This is a genomic window from Oribacterium sp. FC2011 (genome assembly GCF_000701645.1).
In the GTDB taxonomy this organism is placed as follows: Bacteria; Bacillota; Clostridia; order Lachnospirales; family Lachnospiraceae; genus Oribacterium.
Genome location: NZ_JNJM01000018.1, coordinates 14397 through 40306 on the forward strand (window position 1 = coordinate 14397; position 25910 = coordinate 40306).

27 protein-coding genes, 4 tRNA genes and 1 pseudogene are annotated in these 25910 nt (G+C 44.1%); 5 read left to right on the forward strand and 27 right to left on the reverse strand.

Annotated features, from left to right (window positions below; genetic code table 11):
- Positions 1-3: 3 nt before the first annotated feature.
- From T357_RS21255 to T357_RS19410, 16 genes and pseudogenes are all read right to left on the reverse strand, one after another.
- A tRNA-Glu gene (locus T357_RS21255) sits at positions 4-66 on the reverse strand.
- Between the two features lie 46 nt (positions 67-112).
- Positions 113-370, reverse strand: a complete 258-nt coding sequence (locus T357_RS0114020; protein WP_044917036.1) for a helix-turn-helix domain-containing protein — start codon at positions 368-370, stop codon at positions 113-115.
- Between the two features lie 29 nt (positions 371-399).
- Positions 400-481 (reverse strand) — tRNA-Leu (locus T357_RS0114025).
- 4 nt (positions 482-485) lie between these two features.
- Positions 486-557: transfer RNA gene (locus tag T357_RS0114030), tRNA-Trp, on the reverse strand.
- A 4-nt stretch (positions 558-561) separates the two neighbouring features.
- Positions 562-645, reverse strand: a tRNA-Ser gene (locus T357_RS0114035).
- Between the two features lie 89 nt (positions 646-734).
- On the reverse strand, positions 735-1274 hold the full coding sequence (locus T357_RS21260) for a hypothetical protein (protein WP_155991456.1): 540 nt from the start codon (positions 1272-1274) through the stop codon (positions 735-737).
- A 20-nt stretch (positions 1275-1294) separates the two neighbouring features.
- Positions 1295-1870, reverse strand: a complete 576-nt coding sequence (locus T357_RS0114045; RefSeq protein ID WP_031553893.1) for a hypothetical protein — start codon at positions 1868-1870, stop codon at positions 1295-1297.
- Positions 1851-2048, reverse strand: a complete 198-nt coding sequence (locus T357_RS0114050; RefSeq protein WP_031553902.1) for a hypothetical protein — start codon at positions 2046-2048, stop codon at positions 1851-1853. The genes T357_RS0114045 and T357_RS0114050 overlap by 20 nt, the downstream gene beginning before the upstream one ends.
- Before the next feature lie 4 nt (positions 2049-2052).
- Positions 2053-2310: pseudogene (locus tag T357_RS19405) on the reverse strand (ATP-grasp domain-containing protein); the annotation flags it as partial.
- A gap of 392 nt (positions 2311-2702) precedes the next feature.
- Positions 2703-2927: a hypothetical protein gene (locus tag T357_RS0114060; RefSeq protein WP_031553907.1), complete on the reverse strand. Its 225-nt coding sequence runs from the start codon at positions 2925-2927 to the stop codon at positions 2703-2705.
- Between the two features lie 78 nt (positions 2928-3005).
- Positions 3006-3650, reverse strand: coding sequence for a hypothetical protein (locus T357_RS0114065; RefSeq protein WP_031553910.1), 645 nt, complete (start codon positions 3648-3650; stop codon positions 3006-3008).
- A gap of 158 nt (positions 3651-3808) precedes the next feature.
- Complete coding sequence (locus tag T357_RS0114070; protein WP_081828184.1) at positions 3809-4423, reverse strand: metallophosphoesterase; 615 nt, start codon at positions 4421-4423, stop codon at positions 3809-3811.
- Between the two features lie 101 nt (positions 4424-4524).
- Complete coding sequence (locus T357_RS0114075; RefSeq protein ID WP_155991459.1) at positions 4525-4887, reverse strand: helix-turn-helix domain-containing protein; 363 nt, start codon at positions 4885-4887, stop codon at positions 4525-4527.
- 139 nt (positions 4888-5026) lie between these two features.
- A complete protein-coding gene (locus tag T357_RS0114080; protein ID WP_031553918.1) occupies positions 5027-5224 on the reverse strand; it encodes a DUF6462 family protein in 198 nt (65 codons plus the stop codon).
- Complete coding sequence (locus tag T357_RS0114085; RefSeq protein ID WP_031553921.1) at positions 5224-5805, reverse strand: hypothetical protein; 582 nt, start codon at positions 5803-5805, stop codon at positions 5224-5226. Before T357_RS0114085 ends, T357_RS0114080 begins: the two co-directional genes overlap by 1 nt.
- Before the next feature lie 705 nt (positions 5806-6510).
- On the reverse strand, positions 6511-6768 hold the full coding sequence (locus T357_RS19410; protein WP_044917037.1) for a helix-turn-helix domain-containing protein: 258 nt from the start codon (positions 6766-6768) through the stop codon (positions 6511-6513).
- 82 nt (positions 6769-6850) lie between these two features.
- On the opposite strand from T357_RS19410, the gene tnpA reads away from it, so the two are divergent.
- Positions 6851-7306: an IS66 family insertion sequence element accessory protein TnpA gene (gene tnpA, locus T357_RS0114100; protein WP_049962449.1), complete on the forward strand. Its 456-nt coding sequence runs from the start codon at positions 6851-6853 to the stop codon at positions 7304-7306.
- A 302-nt stretch (positions 7307-7608) separates the two neighbouring features.
- On the opposite strand, the gene lysS is transcribed toward tnpA, so the two are convergent.
- From lysS to hprK, 11 genes are all read right to left on the reverse strand, one after another.
- On the reverse strand, positions 7609-9123 hold the full coding sequence (lysS, locus tag T357_RS0114105) for a lysine--tRNA ligase (protein WP_031553932.1): 1515 nt from the start codon (positions 9121-9123) through the stop codon (positions 7609-7611).
- 131 nt (positions 9124-9254) lie between these two features.
- The gene (gene greA, locus T357_RS0114110; RefSeq protein ID WP_031553935.1) at positions 9255-9749 is read right to left on the reverse strand and encodes a transcription elongation factor GreA; all 495 of its coding nucleotides are present in this window, start codon (positions 9747-9749) and stop codon (positions 9255-9257) included.
- A 111-nt stretch (positions 9750-9860) separates the two neighbouring features.
- Positions 9861-10820, reverse strand: a complete 960-nt coding sequence (gene dusB, locus T357_RS0114115) for a tRNA dihydrouridine synthase DusB (RefSeq protein ID WP_031553936.1) — start codon at positions 10818-10820, stop codon at positions 9861-9863.
- 143 nt (positions 10821-10963) lie between these two features.
- Positions 10964-11587: a DUF6145 family protein gene (locus T357_RS21265; protein ID WP_155991462.1), complete on the reverse strand. Its 624-nt coding sequence runs from the start codon at positions 11585-11587 to the stop codon at positions 10964-10966.
- Positions 11588-11661: 74 nt separating this feature from the next.
- Positions 11662-12639: a 6-phosphofructokinase gene (gene pfkA / locus T357_RS0114125; protein ID WP_031553942.1), complete on the reverse strand. Its 978-nt coding sequence runs from the start codon at positions 12637-12639 to the stop codon at positions 11662-11664.
- Between the two features lie 127 nt (positions 12640-12766).
- On the reverse strand, positions 12767-16249 hold the full coding sequence (locus tag T357_RS0114130) for a DNA polymerase III subunit alpha (protein ID WP_031553945.1): 3483 nt from the start codon (positions 16247-16249) through the stop codon (positions 12767-12769).
- A 172-nt stretch (positions 16250-16421) separates the two neighbouring features.
- Complete coding sequence (locus tag T357_RS0114135; RefSeq protein WP_031553948.1) at positions 16422-16682, reverse strand: HPr family phosphocarrier protein; 261 nt, start codon at positions 16680-16682, stop codon at positions 16422-16424.
- 88 nt (positions 16683-16770) lie between these two features.
- Positions 16771-17466: a DNA-binding protein WhiA gene (whiA, locus tag T357_RS0114140; protein ID WP_031553951.1), complete on the reverse strand. Its 696-nt coding sequence runs from the start codon at positions 17464-17466 to the stop codon at positions 16771-16773.
- Positions 17467-17629: 163 nt separating this feature from the next.
- Positions 17630-18493: an RNase adapter RapZ gene (rapZ, locus tag T357_RS0114145; RefSeq protein ID WP_031553954.1), complete on the reverse strand. Its 864-nt coding sequence runs from the start codon at positions 18491-18493 to the stop codon at positions 17630-17632.
- Complete coding sequence (murB, locus tag T357_RS0114150) at positions 18478-19524, reverse strand: UDP-N-acetylmuramate dehydrogenase (protein ID WP_031553957.1); 1047 nt, start codon at positions 19522-19524, stop codon at positions 18478-18480. Before murB ends, rapZ begins: the two co-directional genes overlap by 16 nt.
- Positions 19525-19689: 165 nt before the next feature.
- Entirely contained in the window at positions 19690-20625 is a 936-nt protein-coding gene (hprK, locus tag T357_RS0114155) for an HPr(Ser) kinase/phosphatase (RefSeq protein ID WP_031553959.1), read from the reverse strand.
- 384 nt (positions 20626-21009) lie between these two features.
- On the opposite strand from hprK, the gene murI reads away from it, so the two are divergent.
- From murI to smpB, 4 genes are all read left to right on the forward strand, one after another.
- A complete protein-coding gene (murI, locus tag T357_RS0114160; RefSeq protein ID WP_031553962.1) occupies positions 21010-21828 on the forward strand; it encodes a glutamate racemase in 819 nt (272 codons plus the stop codon).
- Between the two features lie 875 nt (positions 21829-22703).
- Entirely contained in the window at positions 22704-22931 is a 228-nt protein-coding gene (gene secG / locus T357_RS0114170; protein WP_031553970.1) for a preprotein translocase subunit SecG, read from the forward strand.
- Between the two features lie 245 nt (positions 22932-23176).
- On the forward strand, positions 23177-25363 hold the full coding sequence (gene rnr / locus T357_RS0114175; RefSeq protein WP_031553972.1) for a ribonuclease R: 2187 nt from the start codon (positions 23177-23179) through the stop codon (positions 25361-25363).
- A complete protein-coding gene (gene smpB, locus T357_RS0114180) occupies positions 25347-25829 on the forward strand; it encodes an SsrA-binding protein SmpB (protein ID WP_031553974.1) in 483 nt (160 codons plus the stop codon). Before rnr ends, smpB begins: the two co-directional genes overlap by 17 nt.
- The last annotated feature ends 81 nt before the right edge of the window (positions 25830-25910 follow it).

Genomic DNA, 25910 nt, shown 5'->3' on the forward strand with positions numbered 1-25910 from the left:
TAGCTCCTGCGGGACTTGAACCCGGTATCTCTGACGTGAAAGGCCAGCGTCCTAAACCATTAGACTATGGGACCATACGCAGGCACTTTAACGCCTGCAATCTATATTCAGTTCATGCGCTTATTGAATAAAGCCATTCCCCTTCGACTACGATAATGTCATCCATAGCAACACCTAAAACAGCTGCTAATACGACTAAATTGTCCAGTGTTGGCATGGCAGTTCCGTGCTGCCACTTGTAAATCGCCTGTGGAGTAGCAAAACCGAACACATCCTGTAAATCCCTCACAGACATACCGGCTGCCACTCTTAAATCTGTAATTCTCTGTCCCGTAGCGACCATATCGATCGCTGGAATATTCTGTGTCATTTCCGACTCCTTTCTGGCCTCTGGCCAAGTACACGAGGTGGGATTCGAACCCACATGCGTTACCGCGTCTGATCCTAAGTCAGGTGCGTCTACCAACTTCGCCACTCGTGCAAAACAGACCCGCCAGGACTTGAACCCGGACTAACAGTTTTGGAGACTGCTGTGCTGCCAATTACACCACGAATCTTTAGCGCAGAGCCTGGGATTCGAACCCAGATATCCGTGAAGAATGTCGGTTTTCAAGACCGATGCTGTACCAATTGAGCCAGCTCTGCATATTTTTAGACAAAAGAAAAGCTGCCTACCTCATCTAAGAGGTAAGCAGCTGCTAAACATGTTTATCTATAAGCTTGGATCCTGTCTCTCACAATCCTGCCCAAACAACATTTTCTCGCATTTGCCTATCCTTAAATGAGCGCATAAAATTAAACATCCACTCTGATTTGCTCTGGAGTGATGATTCATAACTTTCGCTATAGAGGCAATAATTGCGATTCATTGTTGTCATGTCTCTTTCTTTTCCTTTCCGGGAGCGTCTATCTGCTCCGCTTATCTCTCTTATATATCGAATGATAACACCGGTAAGATTAGTTGTCATTATATTTGTAGTATAAAAAATCAGCTCCAAAGACTCATATCCATACTTCGTCTCATATTCATCCTCCGAAATATGGTCATTTCCAGCCAAGCCATCATGATACCCCATTAAATATCCATATTTATCGACGTATACAAATATCTTACCGGAATCGGCAGCAATCTTATCATATTGAAAAAGTGCCTCTGAATATCCAGTCTTAAAACCCTCTTGCAAGCCTTCGCTATAGGTGTTCTCCTCATTGCCGCAACCAATAAGCAGTACTCCTGCAAGCAAAATAGACGCAACTGCTATTCTCTTATCCATGATCCTTCTGTCATTTTCTTCTATATCTGCTCTAATACCTTAAATCTTTCTTGAGATAAATCAATTCTTGCCATTCTGGTTACAACATCCCAATCATATCCATCTTCTAGTGCATTATTAAAGCAATCTACAAACCATCTTACATAATGCTCTAAGACATTTTTAAAGAATTCAGCATTAGCCATCCCCTCATCTACTGGGTATTCTTGATGTTTCTTCATGTATTCTTCATAGTTTTTCTGAGCATTTTTGTGACTATATCCATCAATAGAGTCTTTATCAATAAGCATCAATGCAAAATACCAAAACCGCCTATAAGTGCTTAAGTAAAATAAGTAAGCATTGCTTCCCACTGAGCCATCCTTATGATAAGCAAGGTCATTGGCCGCATTGCACTGCATCGTAAAATCGTCCATATAAGCGCATGTGTTTACAAGCTTAATGATTTCTTCTTTTTCAATTCTTGACCATTTGCTCAGATCATCCTTTGAAACAAAGGAAAACCTAGTATTTGAGTCATTTTCTTCATGAATTAAATCTACAAGCATTAATTGTTTTCCGATTAGCCTTTGTTTCTCAATTTCCTTTTGTTTCATTATTATCCTGCTTTCTAGAAGCTTCCTGCTCTAAAATTCTAACCTTCAACTCATCAGACACTCGCCTCATCTTTTCATAATCAGGTTTTTCAGACGCTCGTATTTCCGCAATAATACTTCTTGCCATTTCGTCAGGAATCTCTCCACAAATCTTTCCGCCTAGATTTATATAAGCCATGTCATTACTCCTTAAAGCACTGATATAAAGCTCTGAAATAGGCTTCGTAATCCTGGTTATCAGAAAGCCCTGATACCTCTCCATCACCAGCTTCCACAATCTGCCAAGAACCATTTTCAAGCTCTGCATAATCCACCGTATAGTATGGACTATTTAAATTCTTATATTTTCCGAGTAGTTCTTTGGGTGGCTCTGGAGCATGAGCCATCTGACCTGAATTTCTTGATATACTAGCAATCTCATGGTTTATGTAAAAGACACGATACTCGTTAGTTCGATCACCATATCTTTTGAAATCAAGGTATCCTCCTTTTTATGATTTAGCGGAACAAAACATTAAGAATATCGCTGCTGCGGAGCTGTAGTTAAGCACGTGAAACGTGCCTCCTGCTACAGTGGAGCAGCTGCAATTAAAATGGTACTAATCTCTTTTTCCGAATGACGACTCGTCATTCGTGCCGACGTATGCCGACTACACTAAAGTTCCGCTTATAGATTTGTATATTCAGCTCAATAATTAGAGAAGAATTGCTTCCTCATGTTTCTTTGTCTCTGTATCCAAAATATATAGTTTTTGATTTCCATAGGGACTTCCATCAGAGTATGTAGAAAATAGATCTAACGTCAACACCCCACATGCATCAAGTGGCTCTTCTACAGGAGTATGCCCCACCACTTGATAAAAAAATCATCCCTAAACATTCGATAGAAATCATGCTGTGGTCTAGCCCATATTGGAGAACGGTCTCTCCATAATTCCTGCTTACCCATGCGATTTACTTTGGCCAATATATCCTCTATTTCATTCATATGGTATCCACATGAATGAAGGACGAATTTCTCTGTTAATCCAGCATGACTGAATATCTTTGAATTCATTTTCCTTCTCCAAAATTTTTGCCTAATCCTATTCTATCCTTGTCCCTTGCCTTTTTCATTCAACGCGTGGTTGAAACCCTAATCCCATAGATGCCAAAACCATTTTCCAAACAGCTCAAGTGCTTTGTCCTTGCACTGATTTCTGTATTCATTGATAGCGGCATATTCTTCATAGTATCTATCTGAAATATCTTTAAACTCAGGTACATCTCCAGGCATAAACATTTTATGAAGCCCTTCCGTCTTCTCTCTTTCCATATCCTCTTTGGTCTTTAGTTTTTCACCTAAGCTGCCATACTTTTCTTCAAACCGTTGAGTGGCTTCATCATATTCATGCTCATATCTGTTTTCTCTCGTGCAGGTCTCTTCGTTTGCTTCACGTAAAAGAAATATCATCTCCTGCAAAACATCCTGCCATTTTGCCATGCCTTCATCTTCCACATCCTTAGGTCTCCCTGTCCTATAAACAGCATGGGAAGTCATTTCTGGAAAATCTGGGTAGCTATCAGTGGTGTCCTTGAGTTGCTGGAGCATTCCCGGCATAACTCTAAGAAACCAGTAATCAATTGACCATACATCACTATCACAGTAGCCATACTTTGCCCTTTGATAAACATATTTGACATTGCGAAGCGACCTCTTTATCTTCTCTTTAAGGCTCTCCTTTTTACCAAATTTCTCTTCAATGCAGGAATATCCGGTCTTTTTATTTGTCTTACCCATCTCGTTCTCCATTCATATAAAAAGGGGCATGTGAAACCGAACTTCCATGCCCCGTGTACCGTTGGTACAAGTTTTCTGTAAACAAGTGTAAGATATATGAACCTAAATCAGCACCTGTAATATGAAATGTAAAGCTTGTTTTACAAAATCACGAAACATCAAATTTCTATCCGTTCTGAAACTTTGCCTTCATTTAGATTAGAAATTGCAGCATCCATCACATTTAACGTGTTCCTAGATATAGAAAATTCGTCAGTACTATGTTCTTCAAAAAAACTCACAATCTGCTTAGCTGATACCGGGAAAAAGTTATTGGCATCTACACCAACATCATATCTTCTCTGTCCATCAGACCTATTAGTCTCGTTGTACTCCATACGTGCATGGATATGTCCATGGAGATGGTAACCTCCGCTACCCTTTTTAGGCCAAGATAACATCGGATAATGCATTAAAGAAAAAGCTTTCCCATCTACAGAGATTTTCATAAAATCCTGAATATCTGCAAAAAGCCGCGGATCATAATTCTTATCATGGTTACCTCGAATAAGATATTTCTTTCCATTCAGCTTCTTTATCAAATTATCAGCGTCTTTGATTTTCATATGATGACAGATATCTCCAAGGATATATACAGTGTCATCTTTTTGGACAACAGCATTATAATTCTGCAAAAGAACTTTATCCATTTCCTCAACAGATTCAAATGGTCTGTTCTGCATTGTTATTATTGCCCTATGTCCAAAATGCATATCTGCAGTAAAATATATCATCGTATCAGTCCCTACTTTGCCTCTTCGAATTTCCTCGTCAGAGTATCAAAAATCCAGGGCTTTAAATGCACATCTGGAATTACTAAAACTCTACTCACGAATCAACACCTTGTTTCTATCAAAAAAGTCTGTTCCTTCCATGTCTTGGGAATAATAAGCTCATCAATGCTTACTCCCAACATGCCACTTATAATATAAAGATTATCGATAACAAGAAATGTTCCCTTATGTCTCCATTTATTCACAGCCTGAGGCGTAACACCCATCTTCTCCGCAATAGCCCTGTCTTTTAGACCCTTGGTCTTTATCATTTCACAGATGTTTTTCTTCGTAGCCTCCATATCCATACCTGAAGCTCTATCCGGCCACTTACAACTCACTGTATATTCTTCGCATCCGATCATTTCGCAAAACGTATGTGAACCTATCATTTCCAGTATTCTCCTGAGACTATTATTAGGCATATCATCTCTCCATCTATTTATGTTTTCTCTAGTACTACTTATATTCTAATAGCAAAGTTCAGCCCTGTCATTAAACTCGTGGTTGATGAATTCTCAAAAATCCTTTATTTACGTAGGTTAATGCTCGCAATGCTGTACATTAAACCTCCCTAAACGTTTCGATATACTCACGCATTGTGTCTGTATGGATGAGTACAACCCGATCCACTTTGAAATACGCACCGCACTCCTTGGTCAGTGCTTCGATCTTGTCCGCTCCCATGGAAAACATCACCATGGCATCCTTCAATCTCAAATACTCAGGGGCTACATTTCTCTTAAATTTCTTATATGACATTATGCGATTCCTCCTTCAACCCGATACTTTCTGATCAATATGTTGCTTGTCTGTTCGATCACTGTTTTCTTGATGTGATGGATCCTGACCCTCAGGGCATCCGGTTTCATGTTCAGATCGTAAGCCATCTGCTCGGTGTGGCTTCCGCCTTCGAGATACTTCCTGAGCATGTCCGAGTCTACCGGGTTTAAGTAATAGAAGGTATTATTCAAAACCCTGAAGTCCTCTTTCATATCCCGGATGGTCCGGATCTCCATCTCATGCAGGATCCTTACATCCTCATCGAGTTCCGAGATCACGCTGTCCAGGTCACCCTTCTTGATAGCCTCCATGATCATGATGTTGTCGATGGCTTCTCTGGCCGTCGGATCGCTGATGTGGGAATTCTGTACCCGCACGCCCAGTTCTCCAATGGCTGATCTTCTTTTCATTTCTTTTTCCTGTTTGATAATGAAGCTGAGGCTCTGCTCAAACCCTTCCACCAGGCGGATGAAATTGGGATAGTATCTGATCCGGATATCTATCCGTTTCCCGACATCTGAGTCTGCGTACTGCTCAACTATATTTGCTTCGTCTTTCATCGCATCCTCCTTTGATTTGATGAGACAGAAGCGAACCGGTTTGCTTTGTCTTTCCTTTTGACAAGACTAATTCTATCGGACTTAATCAGGATAAACAACGCCCCATCCGGGAACTTTGGTTCCTTGTCAGGGAACTAGAACATAAAAAAAGGACCTCGCCATGAGATCCTCTTAAAATCATATCATTGTATTTACTCAAACAAATCGTCTAACAAGATAACGTTAGTAAATACTCCGCTATACTCATTGTGTTCCAACCCATATGTCGTAATAAGAGTGCTGCGTATCGACACCTTATGACTAACAGCTTCTATCAACAGTTCCTGCCGACGCAACAGTTTTTGGTAGTATTCTTTATTAACAGTAAACTCCCCTCCATAAAACTTAATCTCGCACATATTGATGACGTTGTCTTTTCTTGATATCAGAAGATCGATTTGCGCCCCTTCTTTATCGTCATCCCGCTTTGACCACGCCGAAGCAGTTGTATTGACCCCTTGTATTCCCAAAGTGTTTATTAATAGATCTTTAAGCGGCTGTCAATATATATTTTTGCCGTTTTGAGCCGTTTTAATTCTTTAACGTGTGCGTTTTTTGCGTTTTGCCAATTTCGCACACGTTAAACGTTTGAATCCGTAGTCAATACTATGAAATACACGCAATACATTTTAGCTGGTTGATCGCCAGTTTCCTCATGGCCGGATCCTAGATCTCAGAGAGTATCTGCATTACATCCTCCGCCCATGGATCCTCCTCGCTCTCTCCCATCAGAAGATAATTCGGAGTCGTATGTAGCGCCTTTGCTAAAGCTACAATGCCACTGGAAGGAATATCATGTTCATCCTTTTCATATCTGCAGATGGTGTTCTTCTTCACATAAAGAAGCTCTGCCAGAGCCTCTTGGGAAAGCCCCAGTGCCTTTCTGCATTCTCTGATCCTTGATCCGATCGTGGTAAACGTCAAACCGTGCGCCTAGACTCTCATTAGTTTTTCTGAGAGACTTGAAAAAACTACTAGTTAATTCAAGTTTTTAGGGAGGACTCTAATGGATCTAATCACACATGAAGTAAGAAGCAAGCATTGGGGTGAGATCATCGCACAGTGCCAAGCAAAACCGGAAGGTGTTTCTACAAAGCAATGGCTGAGAGAGAATGGAATAAAGGAGAAAGCCTATTACTACTGGCTCAGGAAGTTTCGCAAGCAGGCATACGAAATAATCCAAACGGATAATTCAACTGATTGTACTGCTCCGGTTGATGGTGTTTCTTTTTATGAACTTCCAAATGTTTTACAGACAGAAGTTCCTAAAAAGGCTAAGGTGGCACCTGATGCGGTCATTGACATAAATGATGTCAGGGTTGAGCTTTTTAATTCGGCTTCTGAATCTTTGATCAGAAAAATCCTGGCAGGTGTGCACCATGCTTCTTCCATGTTCATTCCTCCAAAAATAATTATTTGTTGTACAGATGTCTTGTTAATGCAAAAAAGACCACTCTCCTGAAATATATTTCAAAAAAGTGGTCCCTTCGGGTCCTGATTGTTTAATCTGAAATTTTCTTCAACAACTTATAATTCTTTGTGATTCTTCGTGATAAATGGAAGATTTGTTGTCAATTTGTTGTCAAAACGTCTTCACCATGGCTTAGAACCGCATAAATACTAGGGTTTAGCGGTCTGCACTTTTCAAAACGAAGAAAGAACGTCTTCACCATGGCTTAGAACCGCATAAATACTAGGGTTTAGCGGTCTGCACTTTTCAAACGCGTAATCATTCAGGGCGGTCATGGGGAGGGTTGGGTTGAGTCAGTTCTGGGCGTTAGGGACGGATTTTAACGTCGGGAACAACAACACATCTCTAATCGCCGCACTATCTGTCAACAGCATTACGAGTCTGTCGATTCCATAGCCGATACCACCGGTAGGCGGCATACCGATCTCCATAGCGTGAAGGAAGTCCTCATCTGTGTGGTTTGCTTCCTCATCGCCGGCTTCTGCAAGTGCATCCTGAGCCTTGAAACGTTCTCTCTGATCGATAGGATCGTTGAGCTCGGAGTAAGCATTACACATCTCACGTCCGTAGATATAAAGCTCGAAACGCTCAACCTTTGATGGGTCTGATGGCTTCTTCTTTGTAAGAGGTGAGATCTCAACCGGGTGATCCATGATGAATGTAGGCTGGATCATCTTCTCCTCGCAGAAGGTCTCGAAGAAGAGGTTCTCAATGTCACCGATCTTGTGGTGATCCTCAAACTCGATGTGGTTCTTCTTGGCAAGTTCACGAGCCTCTTCAAGTGTCTTTACTGTATCGAAATCGATACCACTCTCTTCCTTGATAGCCTCTGTCATGGTGAGACGACGGAATGGCTTTCCAAGGTCAATCTCAGTTCCCTGATATGTGATGGTTGTTGAACCGCAAACCTTCTCTGCAAGGTAACGGAACATTGACTCTGTAAGCTCCATCATGCCTTCATAGTCTGTATATGCCTGGTAAAGCTCCATAAGAGTGAACTCAGGGTTGTGACGGGTATCTACACCCTCGTTACGGAATACACGGCCGATCTCGAATACTCTCTCCAGACCACCGATGATAAGTCTCTTAAGGTAAAGCTCAAGAGATATACGGAGCTTAACATCTTCATCCAGAGCATTGTAATGTGTCTCGAATGGACGTGCAGCTGCACCGCCGGCATTGGAAACAAGCATAGGAGTCTCAACTTCCATGAAATCACGTCCTGCCAGGAAGTTACGGATCTCACTGATGATCTGGGAACGCTTGATGAATACTCTCTTTGACTCCTCGTTCATAACGAGGTCAACGTATCTCTGTCTGTATCTGGTATCTGTGTCCTGGATTCCATGGAACTTCTCAGGAAGCGGATAAAGTGACTTTGAAAGAAGTGTAAGCTTCTCGGCATGAACTGAGGTCTCACCTGTCTTTGTCTTGAATACATAGCCCTCGATACCGATGATGTCGCCGATATCAAGCTTCTTGAATGCCTTGTACTCCTCTTCGCCGATACCGTCACGTGATACATATGACTGAATTCGGCCCTGCTTGTCCTGGAGGTGTACGAAGGATGCCTTACCCATAACACGCTTCAGCATGATACGACCTGCGATAGCTACATGCTGGTTCTCGAGTGCCTCAAAATTTTCTTTGATCTCCTTTGAATGATGTGTCTGATCGAACTTGGTTATCTGAAAAGGATCCTGTCCTGCTGACTGAAGCTCCGCAAGCTTGTCAAGACGTGCCTGTACGATGTGATTGGTATCTTCAACCGGCTGATTCTGCTGATTGTTCTGCTGATTCTCTGCCATTCTTTTCTCCTTGAACTTTGATCTATTATGCTAATGAAGACGGCCGGGTCATCTTCACCCTGCCGTCTGTGATATTAAACTTCCGATTCCTCTGTCTGACAGAAGGAATAAAAAGACTTTAAGTAGATTTCTTATTCTGCTTCGTGACGGGCAACCTCAAGTACCTTAAACTTAAGAATGCCTGCTGCTGTCTCAACCTCAACCTCGTCACCTGCTACGTGATGAAGGAGTGCATGTCCTACAGGAGACTCATTTGAAATCTTTCCTTCAAGGCTGTTGGCCTCTGATGAACCTACGATGAAATATGTTACCTCTTCATCAAACTCTTCATCCAGGAGTACTACGCGGCAGCCTACATTGATCTCGCCTTCAACGGAATCGTCAACTACCTCGACATTTTTAAGAAGAGCCTCAAGCTCACTGATTCTTGCCTCGATATCACGCTGCTCATCCTTAGCTGCATCATACTCGGCATTCTCTGAAAGATCACCCTGCTCTCTTGCTTCCTTGATCTTGGCAGCGATTTCCTGTCTGCGGTTAACCTTGAGATCATGAAGCTCAGCCTCATACTTGTTGAGACCTGCACGTGTGAGTAAATTCTTTTTAACTACCTGCTCTTCTGCCATGTTTTACATAGCTCCTTTCACATATATTGCTGTCGGAAAGACCCGGCAAACTGTTATCATAAAAATTTGTACATATGTCAAATTTGAATGCTTCTTTTACAAATGGTGATTTTATACATTAATGGCTAGTTTGTCAACAATCTCAAAGAGTTTTTCGATACTGCCGGCTGTGTTGATTTCTGCTCTCAGTTTTGATGATTTAGGCTGCCCTTCCGTATACCATGAGATATGCTTACGCATCTCCCTGATGGTGGTGTACTCGCCCTTGATTTCCTTCATAAGTTCAGTGTGCCGGTGGATCATTTCGATGATCTCTGATATGGTTGGTTTCGGCAGCAGTTCACCGGTCTCAAGGTAATGCACAGTCCTTTTTATGAGCCATGGGTTACCCTGTGCGCCTCTTGCCAGAGCTACTCCGTCGCAGCCGGTTTCTTCAATCATCCTTTTCGCGTCCTCAGGCTCGAATAAGTCCCCGTTTCCGAATACAGGTATCTTTACGGCCTCTTTGACACGTCTTATAACGTCCCAGTCAGCTTTTCCAGCGTACATCTGGGATCTGGTCCTTCCATGTACCGTGACAGCTGAAACACCTGCACTTTCTGCCATTTTTGCAAATTCCACTGCCGTATCATCTTCTTTTGCAAAACCTTTTCTAAATTTGACGGTTATGGGGGTGTGACATTTCTTTACCATCTGACTTAATATTTCATAAGCCAGATCCGGGTGGTTCATGAGATCGCTGCCTTCGTGGTTGCTGACGATCTTGCCAACCGGGCAGCCCATGTTCACGTCAATGATTTCGAACCGGTCTTCTATCTGATGGGCAATATCAGACATTATCTCCGGGTCTGAGCCGAAAAGCTGTACCGCAACGGGACTACCGTCTCCGCCCCGGGTCATGAGCTCCTCGGTGTTTTTGTTCTTATATAATATGGCCTTGGCGCTTACCATCTCTGTTACGGTAAGACCGGCTCCCATTTCATGGCAAAGGGTTCTGAAGGGTAGGTCTGTAACGCCGGCCATGGGCGCCATGTAGACGTTGTTTTTTAATTCTATATTTCCTATATGCATTAGTAGTCTTTCTATCAATTTACAGTTACAAGGAGAAAATGCCATTTGGATGGCGCTAAAGCGCCGGGCATTTTCGTTTGATTTCTGCTTACGCAGAAACCAGCCTCGCCGGCTGGGCGGCATCCACAATCTCCGATTGTGGATTAATCACCAAATAACGTATGATATGCGTTCTGCTCGGCGTCGGGGTCGTCGGGGTGTACCGGCATATCCCAGGAGCCGGTCTTTTTGATGGTTCCCTGCTCTTCCTCGGTAACTACAGTCTGATCCATATCGGTATCATCGCCGTAGAAGCTCTGCATCTCTTCGGCAGTGGCCTGTCTTACCTCTGCGATACCTTCGGGATTGTTTAAACCTGACTCTCCCTTAAGGTCCTCATCGGTGATCTCAACCTCTTCTCCGCCTCTTTTGGCATTTCCACGAAGTGTCTGAAGGGCTGTGTAGTAAGCTTCCAGTTTTGAAAACAGGGGCTCATATTTTTCGGCAAGCTCGTCTATCTTCTTTCTCGAGTTATCTTCATCAAAAAGGCTGTCACCGTCTTCATGCATGGATTTAAGAACCAGCTTGTCATCCCTGTTGAACTCCATCAGGAAGATGCCGCCTATCTCCTCTGTATAACCTACTGAGATTATCTTAAGCTCCTTCTTTACATCCTCAGGAAGATTGTTGTAATCCGGATTCAAAAAGAACTTCTGATTATAGGCATTAGCCGCACAAAGGACGATGTTGCTGCCCTCGAGGTTTTCTTTATTATTAAAATCTGCCATAGTTAGTCCTTCCAAAATAATTTAGAGTAAAAAAGATGCGGCTTCTTTTAAGAAACCACATCTTTCACATTATATTATCTTACGAGAAGACTTGCAATCCTGTACTGATCCTCAGGGATGTCCTTCTTCATCAGGAGTGCTTCCTGGATATCGAAATCCACGAACTCGCCGTGCTTATAAGCAACGACTCTGTTTGACTTACCGTCGCGAAGGAGCTCTGCTGCTCTTGCGCCCATCATGGATGCATAGTAACGATCCTTACAGGTCGGTGAACCGCCACGCTGGATATGTCCGAGGATGGTTGCTCTTGTCTCGATTCCTGTAGCAGCCTCGATACGCTTAGCCATGGATGTACTGTGTCCGATACCCTCGGCATTGATGATGATGTAGTGCTTCTTGCCTCTCTTACGAGCCTCGATGATACGATTGATGATCGCCTGCTCATCTCCATCGTAACGCTCCGGAATAAGGATCTCCTCCGCACCGTTTGCTACACCGCACCACATAGCGATATATCCGGCTCTTCTGCCCATAACCTCGATGATTGAACAACGCTCATGGGAGGTGGAAGTATCTCTGAGTTTATCGATAGCTTCCATTGCTGTATTGATGGCTGTATCAAAACCGATGGTATAATCTGTACAAGCGATATCAAGGTCGATGGTTCCGGGACAGCCTATGGTGTTAATGCCGAGAGCTGAAAGCTTTCCGGCACCTCTGAATGATCCGTCTCCACCGATTACTACGATTCCGTCGATTCCGTGTTTTCTGCAGACCTCTGCACCACGCTGCTGACCTTCAGGTGTTGTGAACTCCTGGCATCTTGCTGTATAAAGAATAGTTCCGCCACGGCTGATGGTATCGGAAACGGATGTGGTATCCATATCCACGATTTCTTCCTGAAGAAGTCCCGCATAACCTCTCATAATTCCCTTTACCTTGAGACCTTCATGAATAGCGGTTCTTACAACGGATCTTACACAGGCATTCATGCCCGGTGCATCGCCTCCTGATGTCAAAACTCCAATTGTTTTCACAGCTTTAGCAGCCATAGTAGTTCCTCTGTATTTGACAAGATTCATCTGGATCAGCCTGAAATCTGTTACAGACTTAAAACAGAACGTATCCAAACAACTATTTATTTAAATTAAATACTCTAAACTGAGACTATATATTAGTTTAATTTTGTATTTTTTTCAATACTTTATATGTAACTTTGACATTTTTTTCACTAAGTAGGCTGCTGAGTGTTGTTAATAGTGCATTATTCACATTGACAGCCTGATCCCGGTTCAGTTTCTTTACGGCCTTTTCTTTTTTCAGATATACCGAAACCTGGTCAAGACCCTTATGTTCAGCCAGAATCCGGTCTACTTTGGCAGCCAGATTCAGGTAACTGTCTTTATCATCAAACTGAAGCCACAGCTCCTTCGGTGCCTCATCAAAGGTGTAAATGTTGTTGGCGATAAGCTTTGCATTGGCGTCATCTGAAATATCTACTGAACCATATATGAAGACCTTATTGTCCGGCTTTATCAGCTCACGCTTTTTCTGATAAGTATTGGGAAATACCACTACATCTATAGTACCGACCATATCTTCGATTTCTATAAATGCCATTTGCTGTTGTTTGCTGGTTATTTTATTTTTTATATCAGTGATGATGCCTCCTACAGTGACCTGCTGCTTGTCCCTGAGAGGCTCCCGGTCGGTTTGTGCCTCACGGTTAAATGACAGACTGGTGGCAGTGATATTGGCACTCATAACCTCTCTGAATTCATCCAGTGGGTGTCCGCTGAGATAAAATCCCAGGGCCTCCTTCTCGAACTGGAGTATCTCTGACAGATCAAATTCGGGAAGCTTCGGCATGGTGATCCTGAACTCCTCCGCATCCTTGCTGTCCTCTCCCAGAAGATCTGCCAGAGTCATCTGCCCGGCCATGGAGCTGTTCTTTTCCTTGGCTTTGTTTTCAAGGATCATGGGAAGCACGATCATCTTCTGTCTTCTGTTTCCGGGGAATTCATCGGTTCCGCCGGCCTGTATAAAATACTCGATGGCTCTTTTGTTAATGCCTTTGGCCGAGGCTCTGGTGACGAAATCTTCAAAATCCTTAAATGGACCATGCTGATTTCTCTCGGTAATGATCTGCATGGCGGCGGAACGTCCCACACCCTTTACGGCACTGAGGCCGTATCTTATGGCGCCGTCCTTAACTGAGAAGCCAACCTCCGCATAGTTTACATCCGGGGGAAGTATCCTGATTCCGAAGGACTTAACAACATCTATGTACTCTGCGGTTTTTGACATATTGTCCATAAATGAGGTCATGAGAGCCGCATAAAACTCAGCCGGATAATAGCAGCGGAGGAAGGCTGTTTGGTAAGCCACAACCGCGTAGCAGGCTGCATGAGACTTGTTGAAGGCATACTTCGCGAAGTCGATCATCTCATCATAGATTCGGTTTGCTATATCTTCACTGATGCCGTTTGCTATGCAGCCGGGTATGTTTTCCTCTTTATTTCCGTATACAAAGTTCTTCCGCTCCTTTTCCATGACGGAAGTCTTCTTTTTACTCATGGCACGGCGAACCAGGTCGGATCTTCCCATAGAGTAGCCGGCCAGATCCCGGACGATCTGCATTACCTGCTCCTGGTAAACGATGCAGCCATAGGTGTTTTCAAGTATGGGCTTAACTTCCGGGCAGTCGTAGCTTATATGGTCGGGGTCAGTTTTTCCTTTGATGTACTTTGGAATGAAATCCATGGGGCCCGGTCTGTAGAGAGCCACACCGGCTATGATGTCCTCGATGTTCTTAGGCTTCAGCTCCTTCATGAAGTTCTTCATGCCCGTGGATTCCAGCTGGAACACGCCCTCGCATTTGCCCTGGGAGATCATTTTATATACCTTGGGATCGGTGTAGTCGATCTTATCTATATCGAGATTTACCCCGTAGGATTCATTAACATAGCGGACCGCATCCTTTATAACCGTAAGGGTTCTGAGCCCCAGGAAATCCATCTTCAGAAGTCCCAGTTCTTCAATGGTGGTCATGGTGAACTGTGTGGTGATGGAGCCGTCGGAGCCTCTTGACAGAGGAACGTAATTCACAACCGGCTGCCCGGAGATAACCACTCCCGCCGCATGCATGGAGCTGTGCCTGGGGAGTCCCTCCAGACGTTTACTCATGGAAATGATACGATGGGTCTCTTCATCAGACTCATACATTGTCTTCAGCTCCGGGTTCATTTCCAGAGCCTTGTCCAGGGTAATGTTAAGCTCGTTAGGTACCAGCTTCGCGATAAGGTCGCACTTTGCGTAAGGCACATCAAGAACACGTCCCACGTCGCGGATAACGCCTCTGGCCGCAAGGGTACCGAAGGTTACGATCTGGGAAACGCTGTCCTTGCCATATTTCTCTGTTACATAATCTATGACATCCTGTCTTCTTTCGTACTCGAAGTCCACGTCAACATCGGGCATGGTTACACGTTCCGGATTAAGGAAACGCTCAAATATGAGATTGTATCTCATGGGGTCGATGTCGGTAATGCCTATGGCGTAGGCAACGATGGAGCCGGCAGCCGAACCTCTTCCGGGACCTACGGAAATGTCGTGGGTTTTGGCATAATGGATGTAATCCCAGACGATAAGGAAGTAGTCAACAAAGCCCATGGAGCTTATGGTGTCAAGCTCGTATCTGAGTCTGTCCTCATATTTGGAAGCTTCCTCCCCGTAGCGCTCCTTCATGCCCTGTTCACAAAGCTCTGTAAGATAGCTTTCGGCGGTATAGCCCTCAGGAACTTCATATTTAGGCAGGTGATAATGTCCGAACTCGATCTCAACATTACACCTCTCGGCAATTTTATGGGTGTTCTCAAGGGCCTCCTTTGCATAAGGAAAAAGTGCCTGCATCTCTTCTTCTGACTTTATATAGAACTGCCCGCCGGGGTATCTCATTCTGTCCTCATCGGACACTTTCTTGCCGGTCTGGAGGCACAGAAGGATATCGTGAGCTTCAGCGTCGGACTTATAGGTATAATGTATATCATTGGTTGCAACCAGAGGTATCCCGGTTTCTTCATGGAGACGGAGGATGCCTGCATTAACCTTTTTTTGCTCGGGATAGCCGTGATCCTGAAGCTCCAGGAAAAAGTTGTCACGCCCGAAAATCTCAACATAATGAAGAGCCGCAGCCTTTGCTTCATCATAAAGATCCCTGGAGAGATTTTTGGAAACCTCTCCCGCAAGGCAGGCCGAAAGGGCAATGATTCCTTCGTGGAATTCCTCAAGGGTTTCAAAATCTACTCTCGGCTTATAGTAGTAACCGTCTGTGAAGCCGCGGGACACGATCTTCATGAGATTTGAGTAACCAAGGTCATTTTCCGCAAGAAGCACCAGGTGATAATATCTATCGTCACCCTTCCCGACTTCTCTGTCAAATCTTGAACCTGGAGTCAGATAGATCTCACAGCCAAGTATGGGCTTGATGCCCTGATTTTTTGCTTCTTTATAAAAGTCGATGACTCCGTACATTACGCCATGGTCCGTGATGGCCATGGAATCCATCCCCAGCTCCTTGCAGCGGGCAATCATCTCCGGAATCCGCCCCGCCCCGTCCAAAAGACTGTAGGATGTATGTACATGCAAATGTGTAAAAGCCATTGTGATCTCCTATTGCTGTTTTCTTCGTTTGAAAAACATATACATCATACCACACATGGTGGAAATTTAGAATATTTGTTCTGAATAACTTGAGACATTAAAAGGGAGCTATCCTTCAGATGATGATCATCTAAAATGATAGCCCCCTTGAGCGTTTCACTATTTATGTTTATTAAACTGCCTCACCCTTGAGGTAATGTGAGATAGCCTCAACAGCTGCATCCTCATCTGAACCTTCAGCGGAAATAACGATCTCCTGGCCATTGTTTACACCGAGTGCCATCATGCCCATAATTGACTTGGCATTAACCTTTCTTGGGCCGTCAGCCATATATATACGTGACTCATATCTGCTGGCGATCTGTACAAGCATAGCCACAGGGTGGTCATCAGATTTCTTTGGTAAATTAACTACTACGTTTGTGTCCTTCATCATTGTCCTCCATGAAGATCAGCTAATGTGAGCAATGAATACCGGGATTCCCCCTTGCATTGCAATTAACAAAAAACTCAACTTCTTTTCATACTCTCTCGGCGGTCTTTTCACGTAAGGAGTCAGCGATTTTTGCAATCTTTCTCATACGGTGATTGGCTCCGCTCTTTCCAATAGGTTCACTGAGTCTTTCTGCCAGTTCCGAAAGAGAAGCATTGGGGTCTTCCAACCTCTTTTCAGCTATCTCTCTAAGTCCCGGATCTATATTCTTAAGTCCCAGTTCCCTTTCGATAAGTTCGATATCTTCAACCTGTCTGATGCCTGCAGATACAGTTCTCTGCAGATTGGCTGTCTCGCAGTTAACGCGTCGGTTGACCTTTTCACTGACTTCCTTGAGTATACGTACATTTTCAAATTCCATAAGGCCGTCAACAGCCCCCATGAGATTAAGAACGTCAGATATCTGTCCGGCATCCTTCAGGTAAACCACCAGATGACCGTTTCTTTCCATAATCCTTGGTTCAAGTTGAAATGCACATAATCCGTCTGAAATCCGGTCTGCATCTTCTGCACCTTCACAGACAAACTCCAAATGATAATCTTTTTTTGGATCTGTAACCGAACCGGAATTTAAAAAACATTCTCTTATATAAGAACGGGTTTTCAAATCCCTTGAATCGACGCTACCAATATTAATTACTTTTTCATAAGCTGTAAAGTCTTTTTTCCGTAACTCATCCTTTACCCGGCTTGAAAAAGATATTTTGTTTTTAGAATGTTCCATTCTGAATCTCCCGGGTTTGAAAAAAGTATCAAAAACGGTAATCAAAAACCAGTCGTATTGTTGAAACTCGACAAAGACATTGGATACAAAATTCTTTATGGGCATATCCATAAAAATATTACATAGGAAACATACCTAAAATTCATATAAATTGTCTTAATGTCTATTTGTTTATATCCCTATGATCGATACGTATGCCATAATCCGCTGATTTACTGAGGCTTTGGTATAAAAGCTCAGCTATGGTAACTGAACGGTGTTTTCCACCTGTGCAGCCGATACTGATAACCAGCTGGTTTTTTCCTTCTTCTATATAATGAGGAATGAGGAAGCTTACCATATCCTTCAGCTTCGTCAGAAATTCATCTGCCACACCGTCCTTCTGAACAAAATCCTTTATGCACTGCTCAAGTCCCGTATGAGTCTTAAGCTCCTGAACATAATAGGGATTGGGCAGGAATCTCACATCAAAAAGCAGGTCGGAATCCTCCGGGATACCGTACTTGAATCCAAAGCTTAATATTGTTACCTGAAGATTCTCATAAGCCCTGTTCTTTTCAAATATATTCGCAAGCTGTGCTCTCAGTTCCTTTGTGAGTAAACGGGTAGTGTCAATGATGAAACCGGCATTTTCCTTCAGCCAGTTCATCTCCTGACGTTCAGCCTCGATTCCGGTCTCTACTCTTCCATCCTTACTGAGAGGGTGGGCACGTCTTGTTTCTTTAAAACGCTTTAAAAGTGTTTCATCCGATGCATCAAGAAAAACCACCTCATAATCCACATTTCCCTTGATGTCCCATTCATCAAAGATTTCCTTTAGTAAAGGAAGATCCTTTCCGGAACGTACATCTATGCCGAGAGCAGCTTTGGTGATCTGCTCATTACCGTCAGTGATCAGCTCGGCAAATTTATCCACGAGAGGGATGGGTAGATTGTCAACGCAGTAGTACCCCATGTCCTCAAGAGATTTAAGGGCAATGGTTTTTCCTGCACCACTCATGCCTGTAACTATCAGAAGTTTCCCCATATTTTAACCTCCGGAGTGAGTTCTACACCCTGTTCCAAAAGTACTCTCTTACGTATTTCTCCAATGAGCCAGTATATGTCGGCTGCTCTTGCGGTGCCGTCATTGATCACAAATCCGCAATGCTTTTCGCTTACCATGGCACCGCCGTGTTTGTAGCCTCTTAAACCGCAGTCTTCGATAAGCTTTCCGGCAAAGTGTCCTTCAGGTCTTTTGAAGGTGGAACCGGCTGAGGCCTTATCTATAGGCTGCTTGTCCTTACGCCTCTGCTGGTAGTCCGCCATCAGGGCATTAATCTCCTTCTTATCGCCCTTTTTCAGTGCAAATGTTGCCGACACTACAACATATTCCTTCTCGGGAACGATGCTGTAACGGTAGCCGAGCTTGAGCTCTCCGGGAGTAAGGGTGAGGAGCTTTCCTTCCTTTGTGATCACATCTACAGAGTGAAGAACATCTATCATCTCGGTACCATAGGCACCGGCGTTCATTGTGACCGCGCCGCCAACAGTTCCGGGAATTCCTCTCAGGGCTTCCATTCCGGCGAGACTGTTATCGGCAGCAAACTGAGCGGCTTTACCGATGAGAGTGCCGGCCATAACCTTAAGGAGGTAAACATTGGCATCCTTTTCTTCGGTGGATTTGTCTGATTTTTTTCGGTCTGAATCTGTGGCTCCGGATTTGGTTTTCTTACCGGATTTTTCGATGGTTGCATCGATGCCTGAGTTTATTCCGGAAGATGCAGTCACTGTGCACTGTTTATCAGCACAGGAGATTTCCGAAGCCTGACCCTCAACAGTGAGTGTCAGTCCCTCCAGAGTCTTTCCGATCTCCACGACAATGGCATCCACGCCCTCGTCGCTTACCAGAAGATTTGTTCCGTTACCGATGATCTTGTAAGGAAGCTTTTCCTCATAGAGAAACTCTATAAGCTTCCGGAGCTCATAATCGTCCTCCGGAATAACATATACCTTTGCAGGACCTCCTACACGAAAACTTGTGTGCTTCTTCAGAGGCTCATTTTTCAAAACTTTCATTCAACATTTTCCTTTAATCTAGTCTTTATCCGTCAGTTGTCCACCGTGGACGGCTCTATCCACCAAGGACGGTTCTCTCCGGCAAGAACCGTCCCCGGTGGACAGAATTGTCCCCAGTAGATAGAATTGTCCTCAGTGGACATCTCATAGGTTTTTGTTTCTGCATTATTCGTTGTTTTTCATGTTTGCGGTTACACGCTCGTAAAGCACCTGTGCCGCATTGTAACCCATCTTCTTTGCACGATTGTTGACGGCTGCACACTCTACTATGATGGCAACATTACGTCCGGGACGAACCGGGATATCATAACATATAACCTTGTTGCCAAGGAACTCTGTGTAATTGTCTTTAAGTCCCAGTCTGTCGTAGTCCTTATCCTTTGACCACTCTGCAAGCTTTATGACCATGTCGATGTTCTGGGTATCCATAACAGACTGAACACCAAACATTTGCATAACGTCTATGATGCCAATGCCTCGAAGCTCGATGAAATGTCTTGTGATATCGGGAGCCGATCCTACCAGTGTTTCGTCGCTTACTTTTCTTAACTCAACAACGTCATCGGATACAAGTCTGTGTCCTCTCTTGATAAGTTCAAGGGCTGCCTCGGATTTACCGATTCCGGAGTCACCCATGATGAGAACACCCTCGCCGTAAACATCAACCAGAACTCCGTGAACAGAAATCATCGGAGCCATCTTTACCTTGAGAAAACTGATGATCTCGGCTTCAAGCTCAGTCGTAGGCTTTGAAGACTGCAAAAGAGGTATCCTTGCGGTGCGGCAGGCATCTACCATGCAGCTGTCAGGAACGATATCTCTTGCGTAAATGATACAAGGTATCGGGAATTTTGTAATGGCGTCATACTTTGCTCTTCTCTGAGGTGCCTCGAAAGTCATGAGGTAAGCATTCTCAACATTACCGATAAGCTGAACGCGCTCTGAATCGAATTGATCAAAGAATCCCGCAAGCTGTAAAGCCGGGCGGTTAACATTGGGTATGGTAATGTATACATTATCTGTGTTGATCTCGGGAGTGAGATTCACAAGCTTCACTCTGTTTATTAGTTCGGTTACACTGACTTTGTCTTCACTTGTCATAGGAGACCTCCAAATTAAATAAATATGATATGATTATAAACAGCCGATACCGGACTGCTCAGAGATCACTCTCCCGCAGTCCCACTCATTTAAGTATATTTTGAGGACAGGGAAAAATCAACTTGAAGCGGCGGGGAAATAGTCCTATCATTTAATATACTGATTGTAAAGTGAAAGCCGGTGGGCATCTGTTAATGAACGGAGTGCCCTGGTTTAAGAATCCGGAATTGAATACAAACTTATCTACCGGGGACAGTTCTCGCCGGCGATAACCGACCCCGGTGGATAAAGGCTGGTAATTCTCGGCGGATAGCCGGCATAACTGTTTGTATCTGAGTTCATCAACTGAATTGATGATATTAAATATAGATTTATGGAGTAAGTATGATTTCTAGACGATCTCCCATCGGAGTTTTTGACTCAGGGGTGGGTGGCATCTCCGTGCTTCGAATCCTTAGGCACGATATGCCAAATGAAGATTATATTTTTTACGGGGACAGCATCAATGCACCCTACGGCGATAAAAGTGAAGAACGGATAAGGGAAATGTGCGACGACAGCATTCGCTTTCTTTTTGATCATGGTGCAAAAGCCATAGTCATCGCCTGCAACACTGCAACATCAGCCGCTGCAACATATCTGAGAGAAAAATATAAAGACGCCATCATCGTCGCCATGGAACCCGCGGTTAAACCCGCAGTGGATAAAGCGGTTAATGCTTATCCCCACGTTCTGGTGCTTGCAACCAACTCCACAATCCATGGAGAGCGACTCCACCATCTTATAGGAAGATTCAGCGAAAATGCCGACATCTACCCCGTTGCAGCTCCGGGAATAGTTCCTTTGGTGGAAGCAGGCAAAGAAAACTCACCTGAGATAGACGCCTACCTGAAGGATCTGCTGCAGCCCTTCCGTAAAAAAGAAGACGGAGGCGGAGGTCAAATTGTAGACAGCGTCGTCCTCGGCTGCACCCACTTCCCCTTCGTGACCGACAGAATCAGTGAAGCCCTTGGCTACGACGTGATCTTCCATGACGGAGCCTACGGCACCTCCCGGGAAACCCGCCGCCGCCTTCGCGAAGCCGACCTCCTCACGGATAGCACCACCCCCGGCAAAGTAGAGCTCTACTCCACCGCACAAACGCCCGACCCTACTGCATTAGCAAAGCGCCTCCTCGACCTGCCATTTAACTATAGTCCATAACAATTACAGTTCATCCAGGATGCCTTATTTTCGCAGTGAACAAGGCATTACATTGACTCATATTCCGGTTACCAGCATTTGAGTCATCCTGAATGGCAGGTAATAATGACTCAATTTCAGGTAATCTGGATTTAGGTCATACTGAATGGCAGGTTACATTGACTCAATTTCAAATAATCAGCATTTGGGTCATACTGAATGGCAGGTTACATTGACTCAATATCAAATAATCAGCATTTAGGTCATCCTGAATGGCAGGTTACATTGACTCAATTTCAGGTAATCTGGATTTAGGTCATACTGAATGGCAGGTTACATTGACTCAATTTCAAATAATCAGCATTTGGGTCATACTGAATGGCAGGTTACATTGACTCAATTTCAGGTAATCAGGATTTGGGTCATACTGAATAGCAGGTTACATTGACTCAATTTCAGGCAATCAGGATTTAGGTCATCCTGAATGGAAGGTTATATTGACTCATTACTATGAAATACCGCCTTCCAATACGTGATTGAAAATTCGAGGGGATGTGCGGCTAGGGCTGCCTTATCAGCGTTTCGTAAGAAATGCTGATGCCCCCAGGCGGCGAGGCTGTTTCGGCGTAAGACGAAATCAAACGAAAATGCTTGCGCGTAGCGCATTCCCATGGCATTTTCTCCTTGATGCTGAAAGAACATTCGGCACAGGCATGTACGAACCAGATGCACGTCAGTGCAGCTGGGGCGAACATGAATGTGTCGAATGTTCTTTCAACTTCGTGGCCCGTCGCGCATCCCCTCGAATTTTCAAGACCCACTTGAAATGAAAATAAAAACATGCTATAGTACTACGGTATTTTAAAAACTAATTGCGAATAAGGTGGTGAAGATTTATGAAAATCGCACTTGTAATCATATTTTGTATCATTGGCGTAGCACTTTCAGCTATCATTCTTATGCAGGAAGGCAAGAGTGCAGGACTTGGAGCTATCTCAGGAATGGCTGAGTCATACTGGTCAAAGAATAAAGGACGTTCCATCGAAGGCGGACTTGAGAAGTTCACAAAGATCGCTGCAGCTTTATTTTTTGTTATCGCATTGATACTTGATATCATCTGGTGATTGTTTTTATAAGATCTCAAAAAGATTGAACTATAAGTTTAGTGACAGTTATCTCACACCTGCATACAATTAGTATGCAGGTTTTTTTCTGCATAAGTTCGGTATCAATACAGCAATGTGTTGGTCTGCTACAGGCTTTCGAATTCAACTCGGCATGTAGCGTCAGCCCTCACGTTAAAGGACTGTCGTTTCAAGGACTTATGCTTCAATTTCGACGGATCACAGAATCCGGACAAGGAGTTTATATGCAGGATTATCAAAAGGACAAGCTTGCAAAGCTGATAGTCGATTTAGTCAAAGATAAGATTTATCAGCCCATGAAAGCTAAAGAAATGGCCATGCTTCTGGGTGTACCGAAGCCTGAAAGAAGGGATTTTCAGGAAGTTCTGGACAAACTGGTTTCTTCCGGAAAGATCGGTATCTCACAAAAAGGAAGATACGGACGTACAGAGAATTTTACACATGTTGGTACATTTATAGCAAACCAGAGAGGTTTTGGCTTTGTAAGTCTCGAAGGACATGAGGATGAAGACGACATTTTCATTCCCGCTGATTTTACAGGGGATGCTCTGGATGGTGACAGAGTCAGGATCATCATCACAAGAAATTCAGACAGCAATCATCGCTCCGAGGGACACGTTACTCAGATACTTGAACATGCAAATAAAGAAATCATAGGAATTTATCGAAAGCAGAAAAACTTCGGCTTCGTTGAGCCTGACAATCAGAGGATACTTAAGGATATTTTCATCCCTCAGGGCAAGGATATGAGGGCTGTAAACGGCCACAAGGTAGTCGTCAAGGTCGTAAACTACGGAGATGCAAAGCATAAGCCTGAAGGTGTCATCACCGAGATTCTCGGTCATGTTAATGATCCCGGCGTGGACATCCTCTCTATAGTCAGGGCTTACGGACTGCCGGAGGAATTTCCGAAGGAAATCATAAAAGCGGCGCAAAGTGTTCCCGATACGGTTCCGGAGGAGGCTATCGCTCAGAGAAAAGATCACGATTTCCGAAACCTTACCACTGTCACAATCGACGGTGAGGACGCCAAGGATCTGGATGATGCCATCTCTCTCACTTACGATGAGGCCTCAAAGATATATACACTTTATGTTCACATTGCGGATGTCTCCCATTATGTGACAGAACACAGCCTCATCGATCAGGAGGCTTTGAACCGCGGAACTTCCGTATATCTTACAGACCGAGTCATCCCCATGCTTCCGAGAGTGCTCTGTAACGGCATCTGCTCACTCAACGAGGATGAAGACCGACTGACCCTCAGCTGCATAATGAAGATTGATGAAACAGGTAAGATCATCGACCATGAGATTTGTGAATCCGTGATCCACAGCAATAAGAGAATGACCTACAACGGGGTTCATTCCGTTCTTACAGGGGCGGAGCTTACAAACGGCGAAGACCTCGAAACATATCTCCCATATAAAGATATGCTTTTCAGAATGTATGAGCTTTCAAAGCTTCTGAGAAACCGCCGTCACGAGCGCGGAGGCATTGACTTTGATTTCCCTGAAACCAGGATCCTTCTTGATGAAAAGGGCAAGGTCACGGAGATTCTTCCATACATCAGAAACGAAGCTCACATGCTCATCGAGGATTTCATGCTGGCCGCCAATGAAACTGTGGCCGAGGACTTTTTCTGGCAGCAAATGCCTTTCGTATACCGTGTTCATGAAAGACCGGATCCGGAAAAGTTTGAGGCTCTGGGACGTGCCATTGAGAACTTCGGACATTTTATAAGAATACGTGACGAAGAAAGCATTAGGCCAAAGGAAGTACAGAAGCTTCTTGAGTCCATAGAGGGTAAGCCGGAGGAACCGATTGTTAAGACCATGACACTAAGGTCAATGAAGCAGGCGCGCTACTCTACTGAGTGCAGCGGACATTTCGGTCTGGCAGCAAAGTACTACTGTCACTTCACCTCTCCCATCAGAAGATATCCGGATCTTCAGATACATCGTATAATCAAGGAGGACCTCCGGGGTGAGCTTAAGGGTAAGAGGCTTTCACATTATCACAATCTCCTACCGGGCGTTGCCGAGAGATCTTCAACTCTGGAGCGAAGGGCCGATGAGGCGGAAAGAGAAACCGATAAGCTGAAGGAATGCGAATGGATGCAGCATCATCTTGACGAGGAGTTTGACGGTATAGTCTCCGGTCTTACAAACTACGGCATCTATGTTGAACTGCCAAATACCGTGGAGGGAATGGTTTCCCTTAGGCTTATGGACTATGATTATTTCGTGTTTTATGAAGACAAATATGAGTTGGTTGGCGAAAGAACCGGCAGGGTTTACAGGCTCGGGGACAAGGTCCGTGTCAGGGCTATAAGGGCCGACAAGCTCACAAGGACTATAGATTTCCAGTTGATAAGGGATGAGGAGGACTGCTATGGCGAATTATGGTAAAGAGGAAGGCACAAAGCTCATAGCCAACAATAAAAAAGCATATCATGATTATTTTGTAGACGAGACTTACGAGTGCGGCATTGAGCTTGCAGGTACCGAAGTAAAGTCACTGAGACTGGGCCAATGCTCCATCAAAGAGGCTTACTGCGGCATAAGAAACGGCGAGGTCTTCATCCAGGGCATGCATATCAATCCTTATGAGAAGGGTAATATCTTCAACAAGGACGCTCTCAGAGACCGTAAGCTTCTCATGCATAAATACGAAATCAACAAGATTCTGGGTAAGCTGAAGGAACAGGGTTACGCTCTCATTCCTCTCCGGGTTTACTTCCGTAAATCTCTTGTGAAGGTGGAGGTTGGTCTCTGCCGTGGTAAGAAGCTTTACGACAAGCGAGCGGATCTTGCGAAGAAGCAGCAAAAGCGTGAGCTTGAGAGAGATTTCAAGGGCGCTAATCTGAGAGTCTGAACCTTTTTTTATAGTTATTATATTATTAACAAGTCTTCTGATGCCGATAAAGATAATGTATAAGTTTGTACACAATTATTC